The following is a 12,535-nucleotide window of genomic DNA, read 5'->3' on the forward strand; positions in this document are numbered from 1 at the left end:
TTCACATTCTGTAAACGTCTCGTTGCTGTCGCCCATCCGATTGATTGAACCTTGCGAATATTTTAGGAGTCTGCTAAAAAGAGTTTCGGTTCGATTACGCCGGCGTGGTCGGCGAGAACCTGTTGGCTGTTTGTTGACAAGGAAAGCCCCTCTATGTCCTTCAAATTTCGCCCACGACTGGAAATGATGGAGCAACGGGAGAATCCCACCACCTTCCCAGTCAGTCCGGACATGCCGCCGGAACCGCCGCCGCCGGCGGACGCGCCGCCACCGCCGGTTGCCCCGGCCCCGATGGAATACCCGCCGCCCCCCGTTCCGACCCCGGATTGGTAAGCGAGCAAGCAGCCCCAAAAAATAGAAGAAGCCTCGGACCCGTCGTCCGAGGCTTCTTCGCTTTACCGCCTTCGCCGTCCAAGTTACACCACCAATTCTCGCGGGTCCGAGATCACGCCGCTGAGCGCCGACGCCGCTACTGTGAGCGGGCTGGCTAGGAAGACCTTCGCTTCCTTGTGGCCCATCCGGCCGGGGAAGTTGCGGTTCGTCGTGCTGATGCAGCTAATCGGCGTGTTTAGTCGGCCGAACGTGTCCGACGGCCCGCCCAAGCACGCGGCACAACTCGCGTCGCCGATCTTCGCCCCAGCGTTCAGAAAGATGTTCCGCAGCGAGACGCCGCCGATCGTCTCCGTGTCCAACCCGCGGGCGACTTCTGTGGTCGCCGGCACCACGAACGTGTCGATGCGGACTTCCTTGCCCTTCAAGATGCCGGCCGCCGCCTTGAAGTCGGTGATCTTGCCGCCGGTGCAACTGCCGATGTACGCGCGGTCGAGTTTCGTGCCCTTCACCTCGCTCACCTTCGCCTTGTTGTCCGGGCTGTGCGGCTTCGCGATCGTCGGCTCCATCTTGGTCACGTCGTAGACCTTCTCGAAGATCGTCTTCGCCCCCGCCTGCGGCTTGAACACGGTGAACGGCTTGTTACCGCTCTTCTTGCCGCGGTTGTTGACGAAGTCGATCGTCACCTGATCGGCCGCGATAATGCCGTTCTTGCCCCCGGCCTCAATTGCCATGTTGCAGAGCGTCATGCGCTCCTCAATATTGAGGGCGTACACGCCGTCGCCGTCGAACTCCATCGCCCGGTAGGTGGCCCCGTCCACGCCGATGTCGCCGATGACCGCGAGGATGAGGTCCTTCGCCATCAAGTACGGCGGCATTTCGCCGTGGAAGACGAACCGCATGGTCTGCGGCACCTTCAGCCACGTCTTGCCGGTGCCCATGACAAAGCCGGCGTCGGTGTTGCCGATGCCGGTCGCGAACTCGCCGAACGCCCCGGCGGTGCAGGTATGGCTGTCCGTTCCGAGGAGGACTTCGCCCGGCCGTGTGTGGCCTTCTTCCGGCAGCGCGATGTGGCAGACGCCCTTGTAGTGTTCGCTGCCGACGTCGTAGAAGTACGGGAGGTTCTGTTCTTTCGCGAAGGCCCGCAGCACGTCGACGTTGCGGTTGGCCATCGCGTCCTTGGTGAAGATGTAGTGGTCGGGGATGATGACCACCTTCTCGCGGTCCCACACCTTCGCGTCTTGCCCGAAGTGCTTCTTGAAGATGCCGATGGTGCCGGGGCCGCAGACGTCGTGCGTCATGAGGACGTCGACGTTCACCCAGATGTTATCGCCGGGGGCGACCGCGTCGCGGCCGGCGGCTTTCGCGAGGACTTGTTCCGTCAGCGTCATGGGGGAAGGCATGTCGGGGAAGCTCCGAGTTGAATTTCGAGGTCGCTGAGCAGTTCATTGTATCACTTCTCCGCCGGCCGGTTGCCGCGGCGATGGCATCAGTCGTATGCCCCCTGGCGGTGGTCGCCGAGCAGTCGGCGCTGCCGCAGGGTGCAGGCGGCCACGACATCGGGGTTGAACCGCCAGTCCAGGTACGGCGAAAAGTGCTGGGCCATCTCCCGCCGGCCGTAGTGGACTTGCAGGAGGTAGCGGATCTGGTCGGCCGTCGCGTTGTTGCTGCCGCTGTGCCAGAGGTCGCTGCGGAAGAACAGCACGTCGCCGGCGTCGCACAGCACGGGTTGCGGCAGGCGACCGTTCCACTCGAACGCAAATCGGCCCGGTCTTCGGCCCGCCCGGTGACTCCCCGGGATCACGTGCGTCGGGCACAGTTCGGCGGGTTGCGGACTCAGATAAAAGTGGGCCTTGCACAGGAACATCGGGACGCGGACCTCGGCCGGCACGCCGGGTTCGGGCCATTCTATCGGCAGGTAATCGAGGTGAACGCCCACGCCGCGGTGTCCCGGATGGCTGCGCCACGCGGTCTCGCCGATGATGTGGCAGTCGCCGCCGAGCGCCGCCTCGGCCACGTCGATGACGCCCGGCCGGTCGAGGAACGTCAGCCAGTACGGGTCGCGGTTGAAGACGTTCTTGTAATGGTCGGTGACGCCGGTGAAGTCCCAAGGCATCTTGCCCAACCCGTCGATTTTCTCGCGGCCGACCTGGACCTCAGCTGGTGAAAGTACGCCGGGGATGAGAACGAACCCGTCCACGTCCAGCGCTTCTCGCATCCGCCCCACGTCGGTCGCGGCGTAGGTCGGCAGGCGTTCGTAGACGACGTGCTGTTGCGACGGCTCGGGTTTCTTCCAGAACATCGGCGGCTCCGATTCTCAGCCTTGCAGCGGGGCTTGCAACTGCGGGTCGTTGAAAAATTCTGCGAACGGCGGCGACCACCCCGGTAACACGTCGCCGCCCGTTGAGCGTGTCGTACTGGCGAGCGGCAACGGCCGTGGGCGATCCTCGATCGCTCATTCTACCACGACAGGAACGGCAATGCGGGCCATCATTCGGCGACGGAGTGGCCCAAATAATCGGCCGGGTGGACGATTTATCACTGGCATGCGCGACGCTCGGCCGCTTATACTTCAGATACTCTTCACGTTTTGTACGTGGGCTTACCCGTGCGGGCGGATTCTTCCATCACGTCATCTAGGAGTCAGTCATGGTTGTCAGACCTCTCTCGGGTCGTAAACGCTTGGCGTTCACGCTGATCGAATTACTGGTCGTGATTGCGATCATCGGGGTTCTGATCGGCCTCTTGTTGCCGGCCGTGCAGAAGGTGCGGGAGGCGGCCGCCCGGGCGAAGTGCCTGAACAACCTCAAGCAACTCGGCCTGGGCATCCACGGGTACGAGACGACGAACTTCAAACTGCCCCCCGGCGTCGAGGGGGCCGTGCCGAAGATCCCGACCCCCCCGCCGACCGTCGCCGCCAACGTCACCACCGGGACGGCGTGGACGACGTACATCCTGCCGAACATCGAGCAGGACAACGTCTTCCGCCTGTACAGTTTCGGGACGGACTACAACAACGCGACCAACCTGCCCGTCCCGACCAAGAAGATCCCGATCTTCCTGTGCCCGTCCGCGGAAATCGCCCTGACGGACGACAACACGGAGTACTCCGGGGGGGTGCAGCCGTTCTCGCACCACTACTACGGGGTGTCCGGGCCGAACGGCGACTACACGCCGCCCGGGGGCACGCTGGTGGCGGCCAAGTACTTCGACACCACGACCAAGACGGCGGCCACGGGGGGGATGCTGCGGCCGCTGATCGACCCGAGCCTCGCCCCGAAGTTCACGGACATCACGGACGGCCTGTCGACGACGCTCCTGGTCGCCGAGGTCGCGCGGGACGCCCAGCCGAGCGAGACGAACCGGCCGAGCCCGTACTACCGGGCCTGGACGAGGGGGTTCAACAGCGCGGCGCCGGCCGGTTCGATGGGGGCGTGCAAGAACGTGACGTACGGCATCAACACGGTGCCGACGGGGACGTACACGGTCAACGACACCCCGTTCGGGAGCAACCACATCGGCGGGTGCAACGTGCTCATGGGCGACGGCAGCTCGACGTTCATGAACGCGCGGGTGGACCTGGCCATCGTCAAGTCGCTCGCCAGCGGCAAGGGCAAGGAAGCCGTGTCCGTCCCCGACTAAGGCTCCGATAGCTTTGATCGGACCACTAATTGAACAGCCGCTGGACCACTTGGCGGCTGTTTCATTTACACGCCCCAGGTACGCACATCCCAAGTGGACTCGATCATCACCACGGGCCTCGCGGCGAGCCCGTTTTCGTGGACTGCATTCGCAGAAAATGAACCTGTGATTGATTTCTCACTGGAACGGGCAGCCCCTTCCCGCTTATACTCCGAAAAATAGCCCTTCGGTTCGGGACCTGTCCCGAACTCAAATTGTCGTCATGTTTTATGAAGGAGTTCCCAATGGCATCCCGCCCTCTCCCCGGTCGGTCGCGCTCGGGGTTCACGCTGATCGAATTGCTGGTCGTGATCGCGATCATCGCCATCCTCATCGGCTTGCTGCTCCCGGCCGTGCAAAAGGTCCGCGAAGCCGCGGCCCGAGCGAAGTGTGCGAATAACCTGAAACAATTCGGCATCGGCCTCCACGCTTACCACGACACGAACGGCAACCTGCCTCCGGGGTGCGAGAACACCGTGCTGCCGAAACCGAATCCGGTGGGCAACACGACGACGATCCAAGGCACGAGTTGGCTCGTCTACGTCCTGCCGCAGATGGAACAAGCCCCACTGTTTGCCAAATGGGACTTCACCAAGACGTACTCCGACGCGGCCAACTCGGCCAACGTCGGGGACATCGTCGTGCCCAACAATTACTGTCCGTCAGGCCCTGGTCCAAAGCAGTATCTCGACCCGAACGCGGGCGTGACGACCAATCCGTCGACCCATTATTACGGGGTCATGGGGCCGGGCGGCGCGACCAACCCGACGACCAACACGATCGGCACGGCAACGTACAGTTACACCGTCGGCAGCCCGGCCGCGAACGGCGCTTGGTCGGCCCACGGCATGCTCAGCCAATTCCAGACGGTGGCCGGCAGCGTGAGCACAAACCGCACCGTCCGCCTTACGGACGTTTCAGACGGCACCTCGAACACGCTCATGGTGGGCGAACTGTCCCGTCAGATTCCGTCGACGAACCCGGCGACCGCGTCCCACTACCGGACCTGGACGCGGGGCAACAACGGCGGGGCCGGGGCGTGCAAGTGTGTGACCAACTCGATCAACTCCACGTTCTACAATGGTAGCAACAACTTCAACGACATTAGCTTCGGTAGTCAGCACACCGGCGGGTGCAACTTCGGTATGGGCGACGGTACCGTCCGCTTCGTCCGTGACACTGTCGATCTGAGTATTTACAAGGCCGCCGCGAGCATTTCGGTCGGCGAAGTGGCCTCGCTCGACAATTAAAGAGGATGCAATCGGCCATGCCTTGACCAAGGCATGGCCAGCCCTCGAATCGTTCGTCTCCCCTTTACGAGAAAAAAATGACACCGGCCTTTTTCTCCCGCTTGGTTCGGCTGCTCCCATTAGTCATGATTCTTGGCTTCGGTGCCGGTTGCGGCGACGGCAGCACCCGGATTTCGGGCAAGGCGACGTTCGGCGGTAAGCCGATCCCGTCCGGGAAAATCTACTTCATCCCGGACGGTGCTAAGGGCAACAAGGGCGCGACGGGGTACGCGGACATCGTCGACGGGGTTTACGACACGTCGGCCGGGAGCGGCCGCGGGGCGACTCGCGGCGCGGTGGTCGTCGCCATTGAGGGGAACGATCCCGCGGCGACCAACAAGCCGGCGAAGGGCGACACCTCCGGGGAAACGACCGTCAAGTCGTTGTTCCCGCGGTACGAAACCGCACTGGACGTCACCGGGACCATGACCAAAGATTTTGACGTACCGGCCGAGGCTGCCAAGGCGAAGGTGGAGAAAGGCCCGGCGATCATCATTCCCTAACCGGGTCACACGCCGCGGGTGTTGGGCTCCCAGACGTACTTGTGCATCTGCAACTGCATGCGCACGGTCAGCCGCGAGGCCAGCACCCAGGCTGCGAGGTCGGCGAGGTTCACGCCGAAGACGCCGGAAGCGAGCACGCCGAATCGCAAGTCGAGCCGGCGTTCGCGGATGATCGCCTCGGCCCACCGCCAGTCGCGCTCGGAAGCGATCACGAACTTGATCTCGTCGGACGGCTTGAGGTGGTCGAGGTTCGCCCAGAGGTTTCGCCCGCACTCGCCGCTGTCGGGGCACTTCAGGTCCATGATGACGTGAACCCGGCGGTCCACCTTCGAAATGTCCAGCGCCCCGCTCGTTTCCAGTAGCACCGTTTTGCCGGCGTCGCACAACGCGGCCATCAGCGGCAGCACTTCCGGTTGTTCGAGCGGTTCGCCGCCGGTGATTTCGATCAACGGCGTGTCGAACGCAAGGGCTTTCGTCACCACGTCCGTCCGCGACATCCGCTCGCCGCGGGTGAAGGCGTACGGCGTGTCGCACCACGTACACCGCAGCGAGCACCCCGTGGTCCGCACGAACACGCACGGCAGCCCGGCGTACCGCGATTCCCCTTGAAGGCTGCGGTAAAGTTCGTGAATCAACAACTCGCCCGGCGGCACCGCTTGTAACAGCGCGACCCGCCCGGCCACCTTTGGCTCGGCACTCATAACTGTCATGTTAAGAGGAATCGATCGCAGAAGCACACGGATGAAACCAGATCAAGCAAAATTTGATGCCGTCGCCCATCGCGTGGGGCCGAATGGGTCGGGCTTTTCACGCCGCGTTCCGCGGTTCGCACTCCGCATTTCCTCCGAACTGTGCCTCGCCGACGGGCGTACCGTCGCTATAAGATTCCTCCGTCGAGACTTACCTCCTGTCGGATGTCGCTCATGGCGTGGTTGACGAACCCCTCGGTCCTGATTGCGGGGCTGCTCCTGGCCCTGTACCAGATTCTGGCGGCCCTGCCGTGGTTGCGGGCCATCGACCAAAAAGGCTTCGACCGCGGCCTCAAGAATCCCACTGCGATCAGCTACGCCGTGCTCGCGCTCGGCGGCCTCGGCCTCGGATTCGCCGCGTTCCTCGGTTACACCGGTCAGAGTTCCAGCCTCACGCTCTACGGCAAGGTCTACGGGGCGGTGCTGCACTTGCAGTTGCTCGTGGACGGGTTCGTCGTCGTGCCGCAACTGTTCGCGCTCGTGATGCCGAAGACCGGGGCGGTCGCCCTGGCGGCGTTCCGCGAGAGTTGCCGGCAGCCGATGTTCTGGCTCATCGGTGGGTTCGCCGTACTGCTCATGGCCATCGCCATCGTCACGCCGTACTTCACCTTCGGCGACGACTACAAGATGATGAAGCAGATCGGCTTCGACATCGCGAAACTGGCCGCCATGCTCTTCGGCATCCTCGCGGCGAGTATTTCCATCAGCGAAGAAATCGAAGGCCGGACCGCCATCACGGTGATGAGCAAGCCGATCAACCGGCGGCAGTTCCTGTTCGGCAAGTTCCTCGGCATCCTGATGGCGTGCGGCGCGATGACGCTGATCCTCGGCTGGTTCCTGAACTGGGCGCTGCTGGTCAACCCGGCGTACGACAAGATCAGTTACGACGACAAGACGATCGTAGACACGCTTGCCGAACAGGCGCGTGTGGCGATCGCGCCGACGCTGAAGGCGGCGGTCACGAGTTCCATCGGGCAGATCTTCGCGGAAGGGGCCGGGTTCTGGATCGCCGACACGTGCGCCCACACCGTCGGCCTCGCCCTCGGCTTCGGGCAGGTGATGATCCTGGTGGCGATCACGTCCGCCCTGGCCACGCGGCTGCCGTTCGTGCTGAACATCGTCATCGAACTGCTGATCTACTTCCTGGGGAACCTCGCGCCGGTCGTCGTGAAGGTGACCGACCGCATCCAGGAACAGGGCGAGTCCGGCGTGGGCACGGGGCTGGTGCGGTTCTTCAGTCAACTCTTCGACACGTTCCTGCCGGCGCTGGACACGTTCAACATGAGTCCGGCCATCGTCCGCGACACGCCGCTGCCGCTCGGGGCGTTCGCGCTGTACGTCGTCTCGGTGATCGGGTACTCCATTCTGTACACGGTCATCGCCATGTTGATCGGCCTGTTGCTGTTCGAAGACCGCGACCTGGCCTGATGTGCCGGATGTGCCGCCGAACGCCGCCGCGGGGAGTGGGGTTTGCCCTCCCCGCGGCGGCGTGTCGTTTGATAACCTGAAATATCCTGAACGATAGGAGATCGCGCCCGCGGCCCACTCCGCGGCCGGACGGACTCTGATCCCGCGTTCCGCGACTCTCACCGAGGTTCCTCCGTGGACAGCGCATCCTCTCCGATTCCCACGTCCGGCGCACTCGCGGCCGCACCGGGCCGATCCTGGGCGGCCCGCCTGGGGTCGCTGACGGCGGCCGTACTCCTGGTCCTGACGATCCCGGTCGTGTACCTGTTCGTCGACCTGCTCGTCTGGCGGGGCACGATCCCCGAGTACACCGACCTGCCCGCCGCCCGGCAAAAGGAATTCAAGGCCGAGTGGGAGCGATCCCTCGGCGCACGCGACGAGATCAAGAGCTCGCACGCGAAGGTTCGCCCGACCGACGCGGAGGCCAAGACCGAGGACGTGCAGCACTGGCAGTGGCGCTGGCAGGCCGTGACGTACCAGATGCTAACCGAACGGGTCGGCCCGGAAGCCGCGGACGCCTACCTGCAACTGCCCGAGAACGGCGGCACGGCAACGCCGACCGGCCAGCGGCTGGGCGTGCTCTCGCTGATGGCCCGCGAACGGCCGCACTGGACGATCTCACTCCTCGGCCCGTTCGCCCGCTCGGCCGGGTGGTCGTGGCGGCCGGACGCCGAGTCCGGCACGAACACGCCGTACCTCGCCGGCCTGTTCGTCATCCTCTTCTTGCTCACGGCCACGCAAATCGTACTCCTGTTCGCCGCCAGCCACTGGGCCGCGTCGGCGGGTCTGGCCGCCGTAGTGCGGATGCGGCGGTCGATCTACGGCCACGCGAACCGGTTGAATCAGGTCGTCGTCCGCCGGCACACGATGAAGGAAGTCGCCACGCTGTTCACCGCGAAACTCGAAACGATGGCCGACGGCCTGCGGGCATCGGTCCTCCACAGTTGGCGGCTGCCGACGGTGATCGTGCTGGCGCTCTTGATGCTGGTTTCCGTGAACACCGGCGTCGCCTTGACGTTCCTGTTCCTGGCCGCGGTCGTCTGGTTCGCCGTCGGGCAGTTCGCCGCGTACTTCAGCCGCGACGGCCGCATCGCCTCCCGCCGGGCCGAGGCGCGCCTGTCGCAGATGAAGGAGAGCGTGTCGATCCTGCAACTGGTGAAGTGCTACCTGATGGAAGGCTTCAACCAGAACCGCGTCGAACGGCAACTGACCGACTACTCGCGGGCCGAGTGGCGGCGGCTGCGCGGCGAATCCCTCTCGCGGCCGGCCGTGATCGCGGCGGCAATCCTGGCCGGCGTCGGCGTGCTGTACCTCGCCGGCCGGGCGGTGTTGCTCGGCGAGATGAGCGTGGCAGGGTTGGCGGCCAAGATTTTCGCCATCGGCATCCTGCTGTGGGCGGTCAGCGTGTGGGTCGGGTCTCGCATCCGCATCCGCCGGGCGGCCGAGGCCGAAGCCGAGGTGACGGAGTTCCTGCAACGCCGGGCCGACACCGGGCAGACCATCGACGCGGAGTTCCTTCAGCCGATGGAGAAGCGGATGGAACTGGTCGAACTGAGCATGCGCGAACCCGGCAGCGGCCGGATGCTGCTGGAGAACGTGTCGCTGGCGATCCCCGCCGGCTCCCGCGTGGCCATCGTCGCGTCGGACCCGGAAGAGAGTTTAACGCTGGCGTTCCTGATGACGCGGTTCCTCGACCCGACCGGCGGCGAGGTCCGCATCGACGGCAAGAACACCCGCTGGGTGACGCACGAATCGCTCCGCACGCAGGTGGCGATGGTGCTGCAACAGAACTTGATCTTTAGCGACACGGTCGCGAACAACATCGGCTGCGGCGACGGCGGGTACACGCTGCCGCAGATCATCGAGGCCGGCAAGATGGCCCACGCCCACCAGTTCGTGCAGCGGCTGCCCTACGGGTACGAGTCGCTGATCGGCGACGGCGGCCTATCACTCCGCGCCGGCGAGAAGCTCCGCATCGCGCTGGCCCGGGCGGTCTTGCGAGACCCGTCGGTGTTGATCGTGGAAGAGCCCGAACTGCCGATGGACGAGGACTCGCGGGCATTGCTCGACGACGCCTACGAGCGGATCGCGGCCGGGCACACGCAGGTCTTCCTCTCGCGGCGGCAGTCGGTCCTGCGGCGGGCCGACCGCGTGGTGGTGCTGCACAAGGGCAAGGTCGCCGCCGCCGGCACGCACGAGGATCTGCTGAAGACGAACGACCTATACCGCCACCTGCTGTTCAAGGAGATCACGGTGCCGAGCGCGGCGTGATATTTTTTCGGGCGAAAGCCCCGGGACGGCCGTCTCGGGGCTTTCGCCCGTCTCAGACAACGAGCCCATGCAACGTCCCGAAGACGCCGACCCGCGTATCTACTTCGCTGCCGAGCGGACGCTGCTCGCGTGGGTGCGGACGGCCCTCGGCGTCATCGGCCTCGGGTTCGTCGTCACGCGGTTCGGCGTCTTCCTGCACCTCATCGCCCGGCCGGAGAACCACCCGACGCCGTCGGTCAACTCCACCGCCATCGGCGTCAGTCTCGTCGTTCTGGGAACGCTCACCATGCTCGGGGCGACGGCGCAGTACGTCCGCTTCTGCCGGGAACTCACGCCGTTGCAACGGCCCGCCCGGTACTGGACGGGGTTCGCCACGACGGTCGCCTCCGGCCTCGCCCTCATCGGCGCGATCTTGGCGACGTACCTCGCGCTGACGTGATCCATACACTAGGCGGATGAACCTGGAACACGAACTCGCGGTCGCGCTGGCGGCCGCGGAACGGGCGGGGCAATTCATCCGCACCGAGTACGAATCGTTCACCCCGATTCCGAACGCCCCCGCGACTATCAGCACGCACGTCGATAAGGGGTCGCAAGACCTCATCATGAAGTTCCTCCACGAGAAGTTCCCGCACGACGGCCTGTGCGGCGAGGAGGACACCGGCACGCCGAAGGCGGCGGCCGCCGACCTGCCGACCCGCGTGTGGGTCGTCGACCCGATCGACGGCACCCGCGGCTTCGCCATGAAGAACGGCGAGTTCTCCGCGATGATCGGCCTGACCATCAACCGCGAAGTCGTCCTCGGTGTGGTGCTGGAGCCGACGACGATGAAGTACACCTACGCGACCAAGGGCGGCGGGTGCTGGACGAAAGTCGGCGAGGCGGGCACGCCGACGCGCTGCTCCGTGCGGCCGACAACAAATCCGGACGAGGTGGTACTGGTGCAGAGCCGGCCGGGCAAGAAAGATTCGCCGACGGCCGTGCAGAAGGCGTTGCAGCCGGCGAAGACGCTGGAAATGTACTCGGCCGGCGTGAAGCTCGCCGTGGTGGCCCGCGGTGAGGCCGACGTGTACGTGAATACCTACGGCGTCTTCCGCGATTGGGACATCTGTGCCGGGCACGTTCTCGTCACCGAGGCCGGCGGCGTGGTGACGGGCTTCGGCGGCGAGGCGATCACCTACGGGGCCGAAGCGTTCGCGCAAAAACTCGGCCTCGTGGCCGGTGGGCCGGGGATTCATGCCGCCGTGGTCGAGAAGCTGAAGGCAGTTTAGCAGGACAGCCGTACAATACCCGGATGAACCCCGAACAACCTACGCCGAGCGGCCCATCGCCGCGGCAGACTCTGTCGTACCTCCGCCGCCTCTTTTCGACTTATGGACTGGAGGCGAAGAGCAAGCTCGGCCAGAACTTCCTCATCGACATCAACCTCCTCGACCTGATCGTGCGGGCCGGTGAACTCACGACTGCGGACACCGTCCTCGAAGTCGGCACCGGCACCGGGTCGCTGACGGCGAAGCTCGCCGAGGTTGCCGGGCACGTCGTCACGGTGGAGATCGACTCGTCGCTCGCCCCGGTCGCCCGCGAAATCGTCGGCCCTCGGGACAACGTCACCTACCTGCACGGCGACTGCCTGGCGAAGAAGAGCGTGCTGAACCCGGACATGATCGCCGCGTGGGATGCCGTGCCCGGCAAGAAGAAGCTGATCGCGAATCTGCCCTACGTGATCGCGACGCCGTTGATCTCGAACCTGCTCGTCAGCCGCGACGACATCGACCGGATGGTGGTGATGGTGCAGTGGGAGATCGCCGAGCGGCTCAAGGCAACCGTCAACACGAAGGATTACAACGCCCTCAGCGTGTTGGTGCAGAGCATCGCCGACGTGGAGACGGTGCGGAAGGTGCTGCCGACGAACTTCTTCCCGCAACCGAAGGTCGACTCGGCCATCGTCCTCATCAAGTCGAACCCGGAGAAGCGGAAGCTCGTCGGCGACGTGGTGAAGTTCCGCAACTTCTTGCGTGCGCTCTACATCCACCGCCGAAAGAGTCTGCGGCAAGCGCTGGTCGGGTTCCCCACCGGGCGGATCGATAAAGAGGTCGTGGACGCGAAGTTGAAGGAACTCGGCATCGACAGCGCCGGCCGGGCGGAATCGCTGGACATTCCCACCCACCTGCGGTTGTGCGAGGCGTTCGGGTAAAAACGCAAAAAGCCCAGGCACAGCCGTGCCTGGGCTTTTCGACTTCCCATT

General features: G+C 64.7%; 12 protein-coding genes. 9 read left to right on the forward strand and 3 right to left on the reverse strand.

Annotation, left to right across the window (positions count from 1 at the left end):
- Positions 1–153: 153 nt before the first annotated feature.
- Positions 154–333: a hypothetical protein gene (locus tag PX52LOC_RS13025; RefSeq protein ID WP_149110504.1), complete on the forward strand. Its 180-nt coding sequence runs from the start codon at positions 154–156 to the stop codon at positions 331–333.
- 83 nt (positions 334–416) lie between these two features.
- On the opposite strand, the gene PX52LOC_RS13030 is transcribed toward PX52LOC_RS13025, so the two are convergent.
- Positions 417–1,733, reverse strand: a complete 1,317-nt coding sequence (locus PX52LOC_RS13030; protein WP_218575346.1) for a 3-isopropylmalate dehydratase large subunit — start codon at positions 1,731–1,733, stop codon at positions 417–419.
- An 86-nt stretch (positions 1,734–1,819) separates the two neighbouring features.
- On the reverse strand, positions 1,820–2,632 hold the full coding sequence (locus tag PX52LOC_RS13035; RefSeq protein WP_149110505.1) for a phytanoyl-CoA dioxygenase family protein: 813 nt from the start codon (positions 2,630–2,632) through the stop codon (positions 1,820–1,822).
- A 347-nt stretch (positions 2,633–2,979) separates the two neighbouring features.
- Between PX52LOC_RS13035 and PX52LOC_RS13040 the strand changes: the two genes are divergently transcribed.
- The 3 genes from PX52LOC_RS13040 to PX52LOC_RS13050 all read left to right on the forward strand — a co-directional run bounded on the left by PX52LOC_RS13040 (position 2,980) and on the right by PX52LOC_RS13050 (position 5,803).
- Complete coding sequence (locus PX52LOC_RS13040) at positions 2,980–3,972, forward strand: DUF1559 family PulG-like putative transporter (protein WP_149115495.1); 993 nt, start codon at positions 2,980–2,982, stop codon at positions 3,970–3,972.
- Between the two features lie 284 nt (positions 3,973–4,256).
- Entirely contained in the window at positions 4,257–5,261 is a 1,005-nt protein-coding gene (locus PX52LOC_RS13045; protein ID WP_149110506.1) for a DUF1559 domain-containing protein, read from the forward strand.
- A 77-nt stretch (positions 5,262–5,338) separates the two neighbouring features.
- Complete coding sequence (locus PX52LOC_RS13050) at positions 5,339–5,803, forward strand: hypothetical protein (RefSeq protein ID WP_149110507.1); 465 nt, start codon at positions 5,339–5,341, stop codon at positions 5,801–5,803.
- 5 nt (positions 5,804–5,808) lie between these two features.
- Here PX52LOC_RS13050 and PX52LOC_RS13055 read toward each other — a convergent pair whose 3' ends face one another.
- Positions 5,809–6,513 carry a radical SAM protein gene (locus tag PX52LOC_RS13055; RefSeq protein WP_218575348.1) on the reverse strand — a complete coding sequence of 235 codons (705 nt, stop codon included), beginning with the start codon at positions 6,511–6,513 and terminating at the stop codon, positions 5,809–5,811.
- A gap of 213 nt (positions 6,514–6,726) precedes the next feature.
- Here PX52LOC_RS13055 and PX52LOC_RS13060 point away from each other — a divergent pair, with 213 nt between their 5' ends.
- The 5 genes from PX52LOC_RS13060 to rsmA all read left to right on the forward strand — a co-directional run bounded on the left by PX52LOC_RS13060 (position 6,727) and on the right by rsmA (position 12,484).
- On the forward strand, positions 6,727–7,980 hold the full coding sequence (locus tag PX52LOC_RS13060) for an ABC transporter permease (protein ID WP_168218972.1): 1,254 nt from the start codon (positions 6,727–6,729) through the stop codon (positions 7,978–7,980).
- A gap of 174 nt (positions 7,981–8,154) precedes the next feature.
- The gene (locus PX52LOC_RS13065; protein WP_149110509.1) at positions 8,155–10,290 is read left to right on the forward strand and encodes an ABC transporter ATP-binding protein; all 2,136 of its coding nucleotides are present in this window, start codon (positions 8,155–8,157) and stop codon (positions 10,288–10,290) included.
- 67 nt (positions 10,291–10,357) lie between these two features.
- The gene (locus tag PX52LOC_RS13070) at positions 10,358–10,729 is read left to right on the forward strand and encodes a YidH family protein (RefSeq protein WP_149110510.1); all 372 of its coding nucleotides are present in this window, start codon (positions 10,358–10,360) and stop codon (positions 10,727–10,729) included.
- A gap of 16 nt (positions 10,730–10,745) precedes the next feature.
- Complete coding sequence (locus PX52LOC_RS13075; RefSeq protein WP_149110511.1) at positions 10,746–11,561, forward strand: 3'(2'),5'-bisphosphate nucleotidase CysQ family protein; 816 nt, start codon at positions 10,746–10,748, stop codon at positions 11,559–11,561.
- A 23-nt stretch (positions 11,562–11,584) separates the two neighbouring features.
- Positions 11,585–12,484, forward strand: coding sequence for a 16S rRNA (adenine(1518)-N(6)/adenine(1519)-N(6))-dimethyltransferase RsmA (gene rsmA / locus PX52LOC_RS13080; protein WP_149110512.1), 900 nt, complete (start codon positions 11,585–11,587; stop codon positions 12,482–12,484).
- Positions 12,485–12,535 lie beyond the last annotated feature (51 nt).

Origin of the sequence: Limnoglobus roseus, assembly GCF_008254045.1 — a bacterium.
Taxonomy (GTDB): Bacteria; Planctomycetota; Planctomycetia; order Gemmatales; family Gemmataceae; genus Limnoglobus; species Limnoglobus roseus.

Coding starts and splice junctions, on each gene's coding strand:
- rsmA (WP_149110512.1), top strand. CDS start 11,585: ATGAACCCCGAACAACCTACGCCGAGCGGCCCATCGCCGCGGCAGACT.
- PX52LOC_RS13050 (WP_149110507.1), top strand. CDS start 5,339: ATGACACCGGCCTTTTTCTCCCGCTTGGTTCGGCTGCTCCCATTAGTC.
- PX52LOC_RS13045 (WP_149110506.1), top strand. CDS start 4,257: ATGGCATCCCGCCCTCTCCCCGGTCGGTCGCGCTCGGGGTTCACGCTG.
- PX52LOC_RS13035 (WP_149110505.1), bottom strand. CDS start 2,632: ATGTTCTGGAAGAAACCCGAGCCGTCGCAACAGCACGTCGTCTACGAA.
- PX52LOC_RS13075 (WP_149110511.1), top strand. CDS start 10,746: ATGAACCTGGAACACGAACTCGCGGTCGCGCTGGCGGCCGCGGAACGG.
- PX52LOC_RS13025 (WP_149110504.1), top strand. CDS start 154: ATGTCCTTCAAATTTCGCCCACGACTGGAAATGATGGAGCAACGGGAG.
- PX52LOC_RS13060 (WP_168218972.1), top strand. CDS start 6,727: ATGGCGTGGTTGACGAACCCCTCGGTCCTGATTGCGGGGCTGCTCCTG.
- PX52LOC_RS13055 (WP_218575348.1), bottom strand. CDS start 6,513: ATGACAGTTATGAGTGCCGAGCCAAAGGTGGCCGGGCGGGTCGCGCTG.
- PX52LOC_RS13030 (WP_218575346.1), bottom strand. CDS start 1,733: ATGCCTTCCCCCATGACGCTGACGGAACAAGTCCTCGCGAAAGCCGCC.
- PX52LOC_RS13070 (WP_149110510.1), top strand. CDS start 10,358: ATGCAACGTCCCGAAGACGCCGACCCGCGTATCTACTTCGCTGCCGAG.
- PX52LOC_RS13040 (WP_149115495.1), top strand. CDS start 2,980: ATGGTTGTCAGACCTCTCTCGGGTCGTAAACGCTTGGCGTTCACGCTG.